This is a genomic window from Akkermansia muciniphila, from assembly GCF_900184965.1.
Lineage (GTDB): Bacteria > Verrucomicrobiota > Verrucomicrobiia > Verrucomicrobiales > Akkermansiaceae > Akkermansia > Akkermansia muciniphila_A.
Genome location: NZ_FXYA01000198.1, coordinates 152,495 through 168,268 on the forward strand (window position 1 = coordinate 152,495; position 15,774 = coordinate 168,268).

Sequence of the window (15,774 nt, forward strand, 5' to 3'; positions counted from 1 at the left end):
CTGATATCCGTGATGCTGTTACAATTTTCTGCGCAACCTGCAAAAAACTCCTAAAGGAAAGACAATCAGGAGCCCCAGAAAAATCAACGGGAGAGCCATCCCGGAAAGCGGGCTGGAATTCGTGTCCTCTGAAACAGGATCCGTATCTTCTGAAATGCCAAGTCTCCGATAAATATCTTCCGGGCGATCCATGGAACCACCCATAATGCGGCTTCTCGCTTCGATAATGTCCCTGGCTCGTTGCCTGCATGCCAGAGACAAATTAGGGTCATAGGTTTCTTGTGAAGCGCCTATCATTTTATCAACCTCTTCCGCCCATGCCTCATCTCCCATTTCCATGACAGTAGGTAACGAAGGAAAGGCTCTGGACAAACTGGGGTGATAGGCTGTTCCCTGTCCTGTTTTATTCGAAAGAGCACGGTAGAGGGCCATGTTGGTCAGGTACTGACGCATGGCCGGGTCAATGGTTCCCTTGTCGGCGTAAGCTTCCTCGACAGCCCTTGAGATCTCTACAGGGTCCGTGGACGTCTGAATGACGTTCCTGTACTTCTCGTCAATTCCCTCCAAGGCTCGTGGGTCAGGAGAACCCAAGGTGCAATATATCATCCTGTTGGTGTCGGTATCGCTCATGTACTTGACGGGAGGATTGGCCGGTATCGCAAGCTGGATTGGGGTCGTTGGCTGAGATGGTGTGGAAGACGCTTTTACCGCTTCCATGTTCTCTTCTGCGGCTTTTCGTTCTTCCTCTTGACTACGCCGTGCAATCTGTTGAGCTCGTTCTTCTCTTTGACGAGCGATTTCTTCCCGCTTTTCCCTAAAGCACCGCTCTTCTTGCTCTCTTTCTTTCCGAAGCCTTTCTTCTTCCTTCTCACGAGCTAACTGTTGTTCCCTTTCTTCCTGTTCACGGGAAATTTCTTCCTGCCGTCTGTCCTCTTTATCCCTGACTTCCTCAAACCGGCTTCTGAAATCTATCTCCCCATGATAGGACTCGGCTATCGCCGCAACGGCAAGAGCCAGACTCTCCGCGTCCTGAGGAATGGTCTTATACAAGGTGCAGGCCAGAGTATCGCTTTGCTTCAACGCCTGGAGAAGTTCCCTCTTTCCACTAATAAGAGCATGTTCCGCGTTCAGGATAATCTCTCTTGCCTGCTTACGGGCACGATTGGCCATATAGGAGTTAGGCTCTCCCGTCAATGGATTCGGCCTCATGTTATTCTCCGCCTGGCGTTCATATTGTTCCGCTTTGGCCTTGGCTCCAGCTTGCTGCTGCAAGGCCTTTTTGTAAGCGGACTGCGCGGTAAAAAGCCGTTTGATGGATTGAATGACCTGCTCCGCCTGATTCCGCCCTGCGGGATCCAAGGACTTTTTACTCTGCTCCAATCTTTTGACGACTGTCCTGGCCCCCTCGACACTCCCTCCGCTTATTTCCTTCAAGGAACCGTCTGCGTACGGTATCCGGGGTTTTTCTTCTCTTCCGGCAGACCTGGAATCCGTCCCAACAGTATTTTTATCTGCCTCTTTTCTCTTCTGTTCTTCTTGCAAGCATCGTTGGTTCCTCTTCTCCCTCTGTGCGGCCTGCTGTTGCTCATAGGTTAATTTTTCCATCCAGACGCCATTGACAAAACGCTTTCCGGAATCATAGTTGTCCTGGTATTCCTGCAATCGCTTCAGCCATGGATCGAGAATAGCTGAAGACTTCGGAAAGCGTTTCCGAAAAACGCCCATCTCATATTTCTGCTTGAGGAGCATCTCATATTGAACCGAATCAGAGAGTTCTGAAGGAAGGCCATTGGGAATATCAATGTACCAATAGAGATTCTCAGGCAGGTAAATATCTTTTCCCTTTACGTTGAATATCCCTTTGTTTCCACTCAGCTTTCTCCTGCTGTACGTTGCTATTTTGGCCATGGAGTCCTCATGGAAAGCTTGATCCTTCCAGGCGACGATACCGGCGCCTTTGCAGATAAAAGAAAAAAGTAGTTCCAGACTAATAATATAAAAGAAAACATGCCTCATCATGGCAACAACAATTACTACATAAGCTGTTTTTTAATTTTCTGAAATTCTATTTGGAATATTCCCGAAAGAATAATTCCATAGATTTTCTTTTCTGTTTTCTGGCACATCTCATAAATGTATGTAATTTAAATAATTTACGATAGGAAACATTCGCATTTCCACCTTTCTCTACTGACAACTTAACATATTCCCATAGTATTGATTTTGATTTTTTCCCAGAAAACCCATATCGTGCATAAAGTTCTTTTAATAAGAAAATCATAAAATCATCTTCTTTTTCCATAGAAGTAGTATATTTCAATATAACACTACATACATCATAATAAAACGAATCATACAGAGAAATTCTAAAAACATCATATAAATGGTATCGAGAGCCAAAGCAATCCAACGGATTTTTTACCTCCGAAATCAATGATTCTAGAAAATTTAAATTACGATATAATAACGCAGTATTTATGAGTAATTTAAAATCTGCAGAATCTTTAGGAGCTCCATATTTTCGCAATAAATCAAAAACAGTATTTTGATTATGAATGATAGCATGATAGAGTACAGGATGATGTTTTGAATCCTTGGAGTTCACATCACATCCTTGTTCAAGGAATCTTTTTATAATATCACATCTCCCATTGGCGGCAGCAGAAAATATATTCCAATATTTATACATATCAATATAAATTATTTCAATTCCTTTTCTCGTAAAAAATATATCTTATTCAATAAAATAACTATAAATAAAATTAATATAATCAATTTTATTCCATAATTATTAGATGATATACAACCAAGCTCATATCTTCCTGTCTTCGGATTATAAGGCTGTATTTTCCCTCCTCCTCCAATTTTTCTAGGAGTACAACTCGATAACAGTCCAAAACTTAAAAAAGACATGCATATAAGCAAGATACTGTTGACTTTCATTTACTTGTTCTATAGATAAAAAATTTACAGCCTCTGCCCATCTTGGCGGACAATGCCCTTGCCGCCGCAGTTGACGCAGGTGATATTTCCGAACTTGCCGCTGCCGTTGCAGGCGGGGCAAACTTTGACTCCATCTCTTTGTCGGCATGAGGTGTAGTCGTTGGCAGACGGGGAAGCATCCGGGGATGACAGACTTGCATGGGCTGCCGGGACACAGAGGAAAGCGGCTATCAAAGCCATGAGGGAGACGCAAAATGTTTTCATTGGTGGAGGGCTTTTGGGTGAGAGGTTAAATGAGGAATGAAACAGGCGGAACATGCGGTTTCTTGTTCTTTCGAGCCGGACGCAGCCTCTCTGCTTATCCCGATGACAAGCTCCAGGAGAACTTGCCGGAGGGAAAGGTTACGGGAGGCCATTCGTTTCAGAAGATACAATCTGGCTTCATCGCTTAGCTTCTCGATTAGCTCTGTGATATCGCATTGCATATTCGCCATACAGATATTTTTTATATCTATATACCCCATTTTGTCAAATAGTATTATAGCTATTATGGAAGAATAGATATTATTCAGAAAACCTTGTTATCACTTATCCACCTTCTTCTGACGATAGTTTTCCCGGCATTCACCTCTTGGGAATTGACGCGCAATAGCGGAAAAGCTAGTATCACGAATATGAGTTCAGATTCCAAACCGCAGATGGAATTGAAAGCCGACGTCAAGCGTTGGCTCAAGGCCCGTGGGCTGGACTACAAGTGGTTGGCTGAGCAATGCTTCGTTAGTGAAGTGACCGTCTACAACTGGATGGCCAAGAAAAAGATTCCGGAGGTCAAGGAACACATCATCCGTTCCCTGATGACGGAGATGCCCGTGACTCTTCCGTCCGTGAAGGTGGAAACGGAGTCCCGCGTGATCCTTCAACTGCCGCCGGATGTCCAGGCGGCTCTGGAGCGCAAGGCGCTCGACAGCAAGATGACTCTGACCGATTTTCTGGCGACAAAAATCAATGAGATTGTTCGCGAAGGGACTCCCTCCTCTCCTTCCTTGGTCGATGAAATCGAACGCGAGGAATTTTCGGAAGACAGGGATTGATTTTCTCCGTACTGCCAGGGCATGATCGAATCATTCATCCGCCATGCATGAAGCCCCCGTTTTCCTTCCTCCCGGTCAAAAAATTGGTCCTTACGCCATTGAGCGCGTCCGCGGCCACGGGGCCAACGGCATCGCGTATCTGGCTCACGACAAGGCTCTGGACAGAAAGGTCGTCCTCAAGGAACATTATCCCCAGGGGCTTTGTCGCAGAGATTCAGAGACTCACCTTCTGGTTCCGCTGAACGAAGAAGTAGCTCATACCTTTACCGATTCTGTTGACCAGTTCATCAGAGAAGCCCGCTTGATCGCTTCTCTGGAGCACCCCTCCATCATCAAGATACACAGGGTATTCAGCCTTTCGCCCACCACCTGTTTTTATGTGATGCCTCTTCTTGAGGGCGGAACCCTGCGGGAGGTCATCCACTCAGGCAAACGCATTCCTCCACGCACCATCATCTCATGGCTTCAGACTCTGGTTTCGGCCCTCTATTGTCTGAATCAACATCACATCGTCCATCTGGATATCAAGCCGGGCAATATCCTCTTTACCGGGGAAGGCCAGCCCGTTCTGGCCGATTTCGGCACCGCTTCTCTGCGCCCTCCTCATGGCACAGTCAATATCCTGGCTCATTCCGCATACTCGGCTCCGGAATTGTTCACGGAAGACGCCGCACCCGACATCCGGGCGGATCAATACTCCCTGGCAGCGTGCTTTTATGAACTGATGACCTCCTATCCCTGGAACACCATGTCCGGAAAGGTCGGTGAAGCACATGCGGGAGAGTTATTGGTATCACTGGCCCAAAAAGAGAAATCCCTGAGATGCGTAAGCTGTCTTCTTGTTCAAAACCTCTCCTTGAAGAGGGAGGAACGGTCTCTTTCTCCAGAAGCGTGGCTGACCGGGATGAATCATGCCCTCCATCGCAATCGAATACGGAAGCTCTGGAGCAGAATTCTGACGGTAGCGGTCGTGATGCTCGTCACAGGGGGAGCGCTTACCTGGGGACTTTATGAGACAGGCGTTTTGACGCAAGAAATCAGGAAAAGTCCTGAAGATCTTCTTGTCGAAGAACTACTTCAAAATCCGGAAATCGCGGCATTCAACCAGGAATCCCGGGAATTTCATGATTATTATAGCCGCATGTTCCTCAATCTGGTCAACAAGAAGGAAACTTCCGTCCGGAAAATGCTGGAAACTATCAACGCCGCCAGAAATGCTGAAGAGCTGGAACAAATCAGACAGGCATGGCGCAAGCAGCAACAGTTTGACAACATGACCCTGCTCGCGGCGGAACGCGTGTATGCCATCAAGGGAAAAGGACTTGCCCAGCAATATAAACATCTGACTTCACCCGCATGGTTCCGGAGCTGGAAGCAGAATCATCCCGGTTCCTGTTCCGACGATGTTCTCCCGCCGTCATCCCCGCAGCTCCTGCCAAGGATATTCCCCCATCCCCTCCACAATCCTTCCTATCTCAGTGAAAGCCGTCTCCGCATCAACGCCGCTTCCAGCAACATCACCCACGCTTTGGAGAAAAAGGCACAGAAAGTCGGCATTTACAAAATCTCCTATCCGAACGGCACTCCCCGCAATCCCGCCATTTCAGATAAGACGAATTTGGGTTCTCCGGTTCAAAATAATGGATCTTTCAAATTAACGAGGTAAAAAGACAGGAAGCTTCCAATCTTCATTCAACGAGTATTCTTGAGCAAGATTCATTTTTATGCAAGACTGCTCTCCATGAAGGCCAATGCCGAAAATCTCTTGTCGCTTTTAAAAGGCCCCAGGCAGTTTGTTATCCCTATTTACCAGAGAACCTACTGCTGGTCCATTGCACAATGCCAGCAACTGCTTCAGGATATCTTGAGAATCAGCAAGGATGATTCCGTCAATGGTCACTTTATCGGCTCTGTCGTTCATTTTCAACATAGCATTACGACTATTTGCGATGTACCGGAATTACTTGTCATTGATGGACAGCAACGTTTGACAACGGTTTCATTGCTGGTTCTTGCCGTAGCTGAATTTTTGGAGAAGCATTCCGATTTAAAAATCGACACGACTCCTACGAAATTAAGGAATTACTACCTTCTTAACAATGAAGAAACAGGGGAAAAACGCTTCAAGTTGCTACTGACCCAGGGAGACAGAACCGCCTTTTGTTCCTTGATGGATGGAACTCCGCTGCCAGAACATGTCCCTGGCAGAATCGTAGAAAATTATGAATTTTTCTGTGGGAAAATAACACGGGAAAACGTCACGGATATCTATGATGGAATGATGAGGTTGTTCGTTGTGGATGTCGCTCTTGAACGGGATAAAGATGATCCTCAGTTGATTTTTGAGAGCATGAACAGTACGGGGTTGGCTTTGTCCCAGACGGATCTTATTCGTAATTATGTCCTGATGAGACTGCCAGTTGAGCAACAAACCAGACTATATCAGAAGTATTGGTTTCCGATGGAACAAAGCTATGGCAACGAATATGAATTACTGTTCAACAGCTTCATGCGCGATTACCTGACCATCAAGCAAACAGAAATTCCTCGCAAGGATGGAGTGTACGAGGCATTCAAGCATTTTGTCGATACCTGTGGGCAAAGCATTGAGGAGATTGTAGCGGATATTTTCGAATTTTCATCTTATTACAGTAAGATGACCCTTCATAAGGAGGCGGATAAAAATCTAAATGAAGCTTTCATGCGTTTATCCCAATTGAAAGTGGATGTCTGTTATCCTTTTCTGCTTCCCGTCTATCGGGATTATGTTCACCAAATCATATCTGCTGATGAATTTCTCGCTATCGTATGCCGGGTGGAAAGTTATGTCTTTCGACGCGCCGTATGCGGAATCCCTACAAACAGCCTGAATAAAACGTTCATGTTGTTGTATCGCCAAATCAATCCTGCGAAGTATATGGAGAGCCTGGATGCGGCTCTGATTTCGGCGGATAATTATAAACGCTTTCCTACCGACAGGGAATTCATGGACGCATTGCTGTCGAAGGATGTCTACAATTTCCCGAGACGTAATTACCTGTTGTCCATGCTTGAAAACAAGGACAGAAAAGAACGCATCAGCATCAGGGACTATACGATTGAACACATCATGCCCCAGAGCGCCAATCTTTCCTCGGAATGGCAATCCATGTTAGGAGAACGGTGGCAGGATGTACATGAGAAATACCTTCATAATCTGGGTAATCTGACGCTGACAGCATATAACTCCGAATTGAGTAATCGCTCTTTCAGTGAAAAGAAAACGATCCCCGGCGGATTCAATGATTCCCCCCTTCGTCTTAATGAGTATCCTCGTCAAGCAGACAAATGGGGTACGGAACAAATTGAGGAACGGGCACAAGCCCTGGCACGGAAAGCCTGTCAAATCTGGATGCGGCCAGTGCTTCCTCAGGAAGTTGTTGATACCTATAAGAAAAAATCAGCACCGGCACCTTCGATTTATAGCATGGAAACCTATGACTGGAGCCCTGCCATGCTGGAACTGTTTCATATTTTACGAAAGAGAATTCTTAATCTCGATCCTTCTGTTCGGGAAGTTTTTCTCAAGCTTTATATTGCGTATAAAGTACAAACAAATTTTGTCGATATAGTTCCCCAAAAACGATCTCTGAGGCTTTCACTCAATATTCCGTTCAATGAAATAATTGACTCGGAGGGGATTTGCCGAAATGTCAAAGGACTGGGCCGCTGGGGCAATGGAGAAGTAGAAATAATGATGAAAGATTCTTCCCACCTTGAACCCATTATGGAGCTTATTCAACAAGCCTGTAATCGACAAATAGAAGAATAGAGTAGATTCACCAATCAATATTATCGTCAAAGACTTTAGCAAATTCGCTTCCTTATCGTACACAAAAATGATTCTTAGAATCATCTCTGGACAGAACTCCATGCATACCTGTGCTGGTAAGAATAACATCCAGCATTAAGGCGGCTATGCCAGGCTCCTCATTTTCTATCTTCCTGTTGATCAAATTTTCTTTTCTCAAATAGTTGCCTCCGACATGAAATTGGCATCAGAATAGATGCAGCTCCCTTCTAAACAGCTATTTCCATAACTGTCACAGGATTGATTTCTCCTACGATAACAAGCCCCCCCTTGATGCTCTTTTCAGTAAGATACTAACCATGCTGACCTCATACCTCGGCCGGAAGGAACGCCTTTAAACAAAATTCTTTCCTGCAACACGCTCACACGGCTTTGCATACGAAGCTGTGTCCAACATTCAGACAAAAAATCCTCCAACATCTTACTTGCCGAAACAATCCGGACGTAATCAGCAACGGATTGGCCCTTCCGCCATCAGGGCCATGGCTTCTTCACGGGTCGGCATGGAACGGATGGCTCCCTTGCGTGTCGTCACAATGGAAGCGGCGGCATTGGCAAATAAAAGCATGTCCGCCAACTGACCTTCCGTCAGGTTTTCCAGCCCGGTTTCCAGAATCCGGTCCAGGCAGCATCCCAAAAAGGCGTCTCCGGCTCCTGTTGTGTCAATAGTCTTGACGTTCAAATATGTAGGCTGGTGAATAAGTTTGCTTTCATAGGCAGCCCAGCTTCCTTTTCTGCCTCCCGTCACCAGAATAAGGCGCAAATTGTCGAATTCCCTCTGCAAAACCCTCAACCCTTCTTCCATGGAGGCGCAGCCGGTGAGAAAGAGAAGTTCCTCCATTTCTATTTTCATGACGCTGCATGCGCCGCATCCGTAGAGCATTTGTTCCCGGGCCAGTTCCATATCGGGCCACAGGGGCGGCCGGAGATTGGGGTCAAAAGAGATGAGAACCCCTTTTTCCCGGGCATGGCTGACGGCATGCCTGGTGGCCCTCCGAACATCATCATGCGTCATGGAAATCGTCCCGAAATGGAAGACGCGCGCGTGTTCCACCAATTCAAGGTTCACTTCTTCTGCAGTCAGCTTCATATCGGCGCCGGGATTACGGTAAAAGGAAAATTCACGGTCTCCGCGTTCGTCAATCTGAACGAAAGCCAACGTCGTATTGACTTCCCGGGATGAAACGAGCCCCGAATCTCCGATGCCTTCTTCCTGAAGCGTGTGGCGAAGCATTTTCCCGAACATGTCGTGACCCACTTTGCCGATAAAGGAGGTTTTGCGCCCAAGCCTGGACAACATGGACAGGACGTTGCAGGGCGCTCCCCCCGGATTAGCCTGGTAAATGGGCAGCTCCCGGTCATTTATCCCGCAGGGAGTGAAGTCTATCAGCAATTCTCCGAGAGCTACGACGTCATACATACTTTTTCAAATGTTGGAAGTGAACCTTCCGGCGAAATAGTAAACCGGGAGAGATGGCCAAGCATAGAACGCGGCGCCCTGGCGGGAAAAGGAAAAAGAGATTCATTCCAGTCATGGCGGAAAAGGATTTTTCCCTTTTATCCCGCCTTGCAGAAGTTTCGAAGATTGAAGGGAAACCCAAATGTGAACAAGTCAGGCATATATCCCTAACGCCCTCTGCTCAGGAATGCCCATGAAGATGAGACGGCAAAAACAATCCTGCATGAGGCAGACACGGAACGCAGGACTCCCATTCCTCCGCAACAAGCACGCATTTTCAAGGCATTTCAGGCTTCTTGAAGAGAATTTAGCCCTGTTCAAGCATGTATGGAGGTTACAGTACTCCGCATTTTTCTTCATGATTCCCCTCCCATCCTGTAATATGCGCTCATGCAAGAAAAAAGCCGCGGCTTTCAATGGCCCGCACAGTGGACCCCCGATATTCTCGCCACATTGATGTTTGTGGTGCAGGAAGGAAGGATTCTCCTGATACGCAAAAAGAGGGGAATTGGCGCGGGCAAGGTGAACGGCCCCGGCGGAAAATTTGAACCGGGGGAAACGGCCCTGCAATGCGTTTTGCGGGAAGTACGGGAAGAACTTCACATTGACATTGAGGATGCCCGGGAAATGGGCGTGCTGAATTTTTCCTTTGTCTGCGGCACCATTCCGGAAATCCGCTGCCACGTGTTTATGGCGTCGTCTTTTACAGGCGCTCCCACGGAAACACCCGAGGCGGAGCCTTTCTGGTGTCCGGTGGACGGGATTCCCTATGATCTCATGTGGCAGGATGACCGGTTCTGGCTGCCAGCCATGTTGGACGGGAAACGGTTTGAGGCGTATTTCACGTTCGAGGGGGACCGAATGCTGGAATTTTCCCTGAAAACCGGGGATTAAACCGGCAAGGACTCCCAGGTTGCGGACTCTTCCCTTTAAGCCGGACGGGGAATGCTGCATTTTTTATTCTTCCCTTCAGATATCCTGAAACGCATCATAGGAATTGTTCCGGCCACCTCTTTCCGATGCCGCCGCCCAGAAAAGCGAGGGTTCTTCCTGCCGGAAACCGGTTCCGGATTGGGGTTCATGCGAAGGGCTGGAATTCAGATCAATCCGCGCTCCGTGAAAAAACGGGAGAAGAGGTCATACCCGGGGCCGGGAATGGTGGTTCAAGGCAGTAAATCAGCTCCGGCCTTTATTTTTTCCAAGCGTGTCCGAATATCATTTGGTACATCAAATTCCTTTTCCGTAAACAGGCGGAAGCCTTTCTTTTTGGCCCGGTCTCCGGGAAATGATGATTTTCCGATGTTTTGTTTTCTTTTTCAGTCAAATGCGCGAATGCCTACGCCCTGGCCTCTTTGTTACTTTGCACGGGAAAAGGACGGCTCCCGCTTCCGGGCATCAGGCCGGATTCTTTAAGCTTTTCCTCCCGCCTCCGTTATGATAATGATGCGGGAGCAACCGTGTGATCCTTGATCGTTCACTTGCTGACTATTTCAATTCATATTCCATTATTCAACATGTATACCCCCGAATTCAAAAATATTCTCACTTCCACCCTGGACGGACTGCGCGCGGAAGGACTTTACAAGGAAGAACGCTTTATCGCCTCCCAGCAGTACTCCCAGGTGACGCTGAAGGACGGACGCTCCGTCATCAACATGTGCGCCAATAATTATCTGGGCCTGGCCAATAATCCGGAAGTGATGGAAGCCGCCAAGAAGGCCATCGACCAGTGGGGTTTCGGCATGGCGTCCGTGCGTTTTATCTGCGGCACGCAGACCCTGCACCGCCAATTGGAAGAACGCCTCACCCAATTTCTCGGCACGGAAGACACAATTCTGTTTCCCTCCTGCTTTGACGCCAACGGCGGGCTGTTTGAAGGCCTCCTGACTGCGGATGACGCTATCATTTCCGACTCCCTGAACCACGCTTCCATTATTGACGGCGTGCGCCTCTGCAAAGCCAAGCGCTTCCGCTATGCCAACAACGACATGGCAGACCTGGAAGCCAAGCTTCAGGAAGCGGACGCTGCCGGAGCGCGCGTGAAGCTGATTTCCACGGACGGCGTCTTTTCCATGGACGGCATCATTGCCCAGCTGGACAAGATTCACGAGCTGGCTGCCAAATACAATGCCATTGTCCACTTTGACGACTGCCACGCTACGGGGTTCCTGGGCGAAAGGGGCCGCGGCACGCATGAATACCGCGGTTTGTTCGGCCGTATAGACATCACCACCGGCACCCTGGGCAAAGCACTGGGAGGCGCCTCCGGCGGCTACGTCTCCGGCCCGAAGGAAGTGGTGGACGTCCTGCGCCAGAAGGCGCGCCCGTACCTGTTCTCCAACAGCGTGGCTCCGGCTATCGTAGCCGCTTCCATCAAAGTGCTGGACCTGCTTGAACAATCCACGGAAGCGCGCGACCGCGTAGAAGCCAATACCAAGTATTTCCGTGACGCCATGACGGGAGCCGGCTTCACCATCGGCGGCAAGGACCACCCCATTTCCCCGGTCATGCTGGGAGACGCCGTCCTGTCCCAGAAATTCTCCGCCCAGCTCCTGGATGAAGGAGTGTACGCCGTCGGCTTCTTCTATCCCGTCGTGCCCAAGGGACAGGCCCGCATCCGCACGCAAATTTCCGCGGCCCATACCCGCGAACAGCTGGACAAGGCGATTGAGGCTTTCTGCAAGGTAGGCAAAAACCTGGGAGTTATTTCCTGATTCCCGCGCTTTCCATGGCTTCGGACGCATCACCCATTCCCGGCGGCAATCTGCCGACGCTTCCCGTCAAGCGGGTGGTGCGTCCCACTCCTTCCATTCCGGACCATGAAGTTGTGCGCCAGATAGGGAGCGGCGCGTATGGAGAAGTATGGCTGGCGAAATCCCTGACCGGGGCATGGCGCGCCGTAAAAATAGTCTGGAGGGAGGATTTTGAAGACGAGCGCTCTTTCAACCGGGAATTTGAGGGCATTCTCCAGTATGAACCCATCGCCCGCAACCATCCGGGGCTGGTCCATATCCTGCATGTAGGAAGGCATGACCAGGATTCCCCGTTTTATTATTACGTCATGGAACTGGGCGACGACGCCCGCACCGGAGTCCATATTGCACCGGACGAATATATTCCGCGTACGCTTCAGACGGACAAGAAATTTTCCGGCAACAAGCCTCTGCCCCTGGACTATTGCCTGGAGGTAGGCAGCCAGCTGGCCCACGCCCTGCTGTACCTGCACAGCAAGAACCTGACGCACCGGGACATCAAACCGGCGAACGTCATCTTTGTCAACGGACGCCCCAAACTGGCGGACATAGGCCTGGTGGCCCATCTGGACCAGCGCAGCTTTGTAGGAACAGAGGGATTCATCCCCCCCGACGGCCCCGGCACCCGGCGGGCGGACGTTTACGCGCTGGCCAAGGTTCTGTATGAAATCAGCACGGGGAAGGACCGCATGGATTTTCCCGAACTCCCGGATGAGCTGCCGGAAGGCACCGTACGCAAGAAGTGGCAGGCCTTCAACACCATCATTTGCCAAGCGGCGGAACCCCGCATTGAGGAATGCTCCATTGATTCCGCAGAGGAGCTGGCGGAAAAAATAGACGCTCTCCGGGGGTATGAAGTGCCGTCCCGTTTTCGTCTTCAGAAGAAAAAGAAACGCCGCAAACTCAGACGGGCCCTCCAGCTTCTGGCCGCAGCCGTCGCCGGAGCCCTGACTGCCTACTGGGGGGCTTTATGGCTCAACAACAGCCAGAACCCGCCGGAGGGACCTGCCGCGGATATTCATCCGGATATCCACCCATCCGCTCCGGAAGAAGAATCCCGGACAGGGTACGTGCTGGTGACCAGCTCACCGGCGGGAGCGTCCGTATATGACGCGGACGGCAACTATCTGGATGAAACTCCCTACGGCCCCATTGAGCTGCCTTCCGGCTCTCCGGTGGCCTATACCATCAAGAAATCGGGGTTTGCGGACAAGGAGGAGGCGGGAACCGTCAAGGGAGGATCCACGCTGGCCCTGGGCGGCGTGCTGAAGGAGTACCATCCCCCTACGGACAGTCGGCCCTGGAAGGATACGGAGGGTGTTACCTACCTCCCCGCAGAAACGCGCCATGTAGCGCAAGGTCCCCTTACCGCCGCCCTGTTCAACAAATTTCTGAAGGAGGACCGCCAGAAGGGGAATTTCCAGATGAAAAAGGAACAGACGGAACCGGGGCATCCGGAGAAGGATGTGGCCCTGCTCACGCAGGACGGCATTACGGCCTACCTGGCGTGGCTGAACAAGAAATGCGAGCGGGAGGGGCTGCTGGGCAAGGAATTCTCCATCACCGCGGACCCGCTTCCGCAGGCTTCCGGCAGCACGGGAAACCACAACGCCTACGTTCTGAACGTCACCCGCGTGTTCCAGGTGCCCATTACCGTCACCACCAACCCGCCGGGAGCCAGCGTTTTTTTCAATAACAGGCTCATCGGGCGCACCCCCATTGAAGAATACGTCAACCAGGTTCCCTACGTCATTGAAATCAAACTGCCGGGGCACGCCACCATGCGCCGCAGGGGGCTGGACCCGCAGGACTTATACCTTTCCCTTCAGTTGGAGCCGGACAAATCCGTCGTCTTCGGATCGCCCTGGACCAATAGCCTGGGCATCAAACTGGTCCCTGTGGGAGGAAATGCTCTGGTCATGACCCACGAGGTGCGCGTAAAGGACTTTCAGGAATTCCTGAAAGCTACCGGAAGGAAAGCTCCGGACCGGCCCGGCTTTCCACAGGGAGAGGATCACCCGGTGGTAAACGTCAGCAGACAGGATGCGCGCGCCTTCGCCAGATGGCTTACCAACAAGGAGCGGACCCTGGGCCTGATTGACCAGAACGACTCCTACCGTCTTCCCAAGGATGAGGAATGGAGTTCCTGGGTGCGCCTGACGGATGAACAGGGAGCCTCCCCCTATGAAAAGACGCTGCCTCATGAAAACTCCCGGGAAGCTTTCCCGTGGGGGTATTCATGGCCGCCGCCGGATAAAACGGGAAATTTTGCGGACCAGTCCGCCCTGATTTACCTGCCGTCCTCCCGCGTTATCGTAGGATATAACGACGGACAGCCGTACACGGCCCCCGTAAAAACCTTCCCGCCCAACCACCTGGGCCTGTACGACCTGGAGGGAAACGTCATGGAATGGGTAGACGATTCTTACGGGGGGCCGGAATCCCTCCCCATCCGCAACTACGGTGTCGCCCGCGGAGGCAGCTACCTGTCCTTCCGCCCCAAACAGCTCACCACTTCCATCCGCACTCCCCTGCCGGAAAATACGAGGGATAACGCGCTGGGCTTCCGTCTTATCCTGTCTTCCGAGCGCCCCGCCACTCCAACAGCTCCCTGACGCCTTATCTGCGGCAGCGGGTTCCCCCGCACTCCCCACCCTGAACACACCGTTCCCCGAGGGGAAAAAACCTGAGGCCTGACGAGGGCTTCCGGATCTCCGGGAAAATGATTGAAAGGGCCTCCCGTTATGCTACCATTTTTCCGCATCCTTTTCCTGAATGAAAATCATCGCTATCGCCAACCAGAAGGGGGGAGTGGGAAAAACCACTACGGCCATCAACATGGCTGCCGCCCTGGCTCAGCTGAAAAAGAAAATCCTTGTCATTGACCTGGACCCGCAGGCCAATGCCACCAGCGGCATGGGCATTGACGGAAAAGACGTGCCCAGCCTGTATCCGGCGCTGCTCGGCCAAATCCCGGCGGAAGAGTGCATCCTGCCTTCCGGCAGGAAACGGCTGGATATCATCCCCTCCACCATGGATCTGGCCGGCGTGGAAATAGAATTGGCCCGTTCCGGCAACCATCTGACCCGCCTCCGGGAAACGCTCGCCCCCCTGAGGGAGTCGGACGCCTATGATTACTGCATCATGGACACGCCTCCTTCCCTGGGCGTTTTAATGACCTCCGCCCTGGCCGCCTGCGACGAAGTGCTGACTCCCCTCCAATGCGAATGGTTCGGTTTGGAAGGGCTGGCCAAGATTCTGCACGTGACGGCGCAAATCTGCGCCAGCGGCGCCAATCCTCGCATTCGGCATGAAGGAGTACTGATGACCATGTATGACGGCCGCACCAATCTTTCCCGCCAGGTCATCGACCAGGTGGAACGGCATCTGCCCCAGATGCTGTATAAAACGGTCATCCCCCGCTCCATCCGGCTGGGGGAGGCCCCCAGTTTCGGCCACACCATTTTTGAACACGATCCTTCCGGAGCTGCGGCGGACGCCTACCTGAAAGCAGCCCGGGAATTCATCAAACGCCATAAACCCTGAACATTTGGAGAAACAAGTTTCCCGGAATGCCGCAAGCCTCTGCGGGAGGAACAGGCAGAAAGGGCCTGCAGAGAACTTCCTTCTTCATTTTGCCTTCCGGGCTTGTTGCGTCCATTTAACGTCAGGAAAACC

Annotated in this window: 11 protein-coding genes; 7 read left to right on the plus strand and 4 right to left on the minus strand. The window is 50.8% G+C overall.

What is annotated here, in order from left to right:
• Nucleotides 1-18: 18 nt before the first annotated feature.
• From CI070_RS07080 to CI070_RS13945, 3 genes are all read right to left on the minus strand, one after another.
• Nucleotides 19-2,019: a hypothetical protein gene (locus CI070_RS07080; RefSeq protein ID WP_094136052.1), complete on the minus strand. Its 2,001-nt coding sequence runs from the start codon at nucleotides 2,017-2,019 to the stop codon at nucleotides 19-21.
• A 46-nt stretch (nucleotides 2,020-2,065) separates the two neighbouring features.
• A complete protein-coding gene (locus CI070_RS13110) occupies nucleotides 2,066-2,689 on the minus strand; it encodes an ankyrin repeat domain-containing protein (RefSeq protein WP_143245571.1) in 624 nt (207 codons plus the stop codon).
• Between the two features lie 278 nt (nucleotides 2,690-2,967).
• Complete coding sequence (locus CI070_RS13945) at nucleotides 2,968-3,207, minus strand: hypothetical protein (RefSeq protein WP_143247128.1); 240 nt, start codon at nucleotides 3,205-3,207, stop codon at nucleotides 2,968-2,970.
• A gap of 410 nt (nucleotides 3,208-3,617) precedes the next feature.
• On the opposite strand from CI070_RS13945, the gene CI070_RS07095 reads away from it, so the two are divergent.
• From CI070_RS07095 to CI070_RS07105, 3 genes are all read left to right on the plus strand, one after another.
• Nucleotides 3,618-4,034, plus strand: coding sequence for a hypothetical protein (locus CI070_RS07095; protein ID WP_094136055.1), 417 nt, complete (start codon nucleotides 3,618-3,620; stop codon nucleotides 4,032-4,034).
• Between the two features lie 43 nt (nucleotides 4,035-4,077).
• Nucleotides 4,078-5,700 carry a serine/threonine protein kinase gene (locus CI070_RS07100; protein WP_094136056.1) on the plus strand — a complete coding sequence of 541 codons (1,623 nt, stop codon included), beginning with the start codon at nucleotides 4,078-4,080 and terminating at the stop codon, nucleotides 5,698-5,700.
• A 75-nt stretch (nucleotides 5,701-5,775) separates the two neighbouring features.
• The gene (locus CI070_RS07105) at nucleotides 5,776-7,845 is read left to right on the plus strand and encodes a DUF262 and DUF1524 domain-containing protein (RefSeq protein ID WP_094136057.1); all 2,070 of its coding nucleotides are present in this window, start codon (nucleotides 5,776-5,778) and stop codon (nucleotides 7,843-7,845) included.
• Between the two features lie 487 nt (nucleotides 7,846-8,332).
• Here CI070_RS07105 and CI070_RS07110 read toward each other — a convergent pair whose 3' ends face one another.
• Nucleotides 8,333-9,304 (minus strand): carbohydrate kinase family protein, encoded by a 972-nt coding sequence (locus CI070_RS07110; RefSeq protein ID WP_094136058.1) that lies wholly within the window; start codon nucleotides 9,302-9,304, stop codon nucleotides 8,333-8,335.
• 429 nt (nucleotides 9,305-9,733) lie between these two features.
• Between CI070_RS07110 and CI070_RS07115 the strand changes: the two genes are divergently transcribed.
• The 4 genes from CI070_RS07115 (at nucleotide 9,734) to CI070_RS07135 (ending at nucleotide 15,642) form a co-directional block, all read left to right on the plus strand.
• Nucleotides 9,734-10,237: an 8-oxo-dGTP diphosphatase gene (locus tag CI070_RS07115; protein ID WP_094136059.1), complete on the plus strand. Its 504-nt coding sequence runs from the start codon at nucleotides 9,734-9,736 to the stop codon at nucleotides 10,235-10,237.
• Nucleotides 10,238-10,857: 620 nt separating this feature from the next.
• Complete coding sequence (gene kbl, locus CI070_RS07125; protein WP_094136060.1) at nucleotides 10,858-12,057, plus strand: glycine C-acetyltransferase; 1,200 nt, start codon at nucleotides 10,858-10,860, stop codon at nucleotides 12,055-12,057.
• Nucleotides 12,058-12,071: 14 nt separating this feature from the next.
• A complete protein-coding gene (locus tag CI070_RS07130; RefSeq protein WP_094136061.1) occupies nucleotides 12,072-14,711 on the plus strand; it encodes an SUMF1/EgtB/PvdO family nonheme iron enzyme in 2,640 nt (879 codons plus the stop codon).
• Nucleotides 14,712-14,871: 160 nt separating this feature from the next.
• Nucleotides 14,872-15,642, plus strand: coding sequence for a ParA family protein (locus tag CI070_RS07135; protein ID WP_094136062.1), 771 nt, complete (start codon nucleotides 14,872-14,874; stop codon nucleotides 15,640-15,642).
• Nucleotides 15,643-15,774 lie beyond the last annotated feature (132 nt).

What these genes read in the sequence shown, in the direction of transcription:
- CI070_RS07080 (WP_094136052.1), bottom strand. Translation starts at nt 2,019, where the DNA reads ATGATGAGGCATGTTTTCTTTTATATTATTAGTCTGGAACTACTTTTT.
- CI070_RS13110 (WP_143245571.1), bottom strand. Translation starts at nt 2,689, where the DNA reads ATGTATAAATATTGGAATATATTTTCTGCTGCCGCCAATGGGAGATGT.
- CI070_RS13945 (WP_143247128.1), bottom strand. Translation starts at nt 3,207, where the DNA reads ATGAAAACATTTTGCGTCTCCCTCATGGCTTTGATAGCCGCTTTCCTC.
- CI070_RS07095 (WP_094136055.1), top strand. Translation starts at nt 3,618, where the DNA reads ATGAGTTCAGATTCCAAACCGCAGATGGAATTGAAAGCCGACGTCAAG.
- CI070_RS07100 (WP_094136056.1), top strand. Translation starts at nt 4,078, where the DNA reads ATGCATGAAGCCCCCGTTTTCCTTCCTCCCGGTCAAAAAATTGGTCCT.
- CI070_RS07105 (WP_094136057.1), top strand. Translation starts at nt 5,776, where the DNA reads ATGAAGGCCAATGCCGAAAATCTCTTGTCGCTTTTAAAAGGCCCCAGG.
- CI070_RS07110 (WP_094136058.1), bottom strand. Translation starts at nt 9,304, where the DNA reads ATGTATGACGTCGTAGCTCTCGGAGAATTGCTGATAGACTTCACTCCC.
- CI070_RS07115 (WP_094136059.1), top strand. Translation starts at nt 9,734, where the DNA reads ATGCAAGAAAAAAGCCGCGGCTTTCAATGGCCCGCACAGTGGACCCCC.
- kbl (WP_094136060.1), top strand. Translation starts at nt 10,858, where the DNA reads ATGTATACCCCCGAATTCAAAAATATTCTCACTTCCACCCTGGACGGA.
- CI070_RS07130 (WP_094136061.1), top strand. Translation starts at nt 12,072, where the DNA reads ATGGCTTCGGACGCATCACCCATTCCCGGCGGCAATCTGCCGACGCTT.
- CI070_RS07135 (WP_094136062.1), top strand. Translation starts at nt 14,872, where the DNA reads ATGAAAATCATCGCTATCGCCAACCAGAAGGGGGGAGTGGGAAAAACC.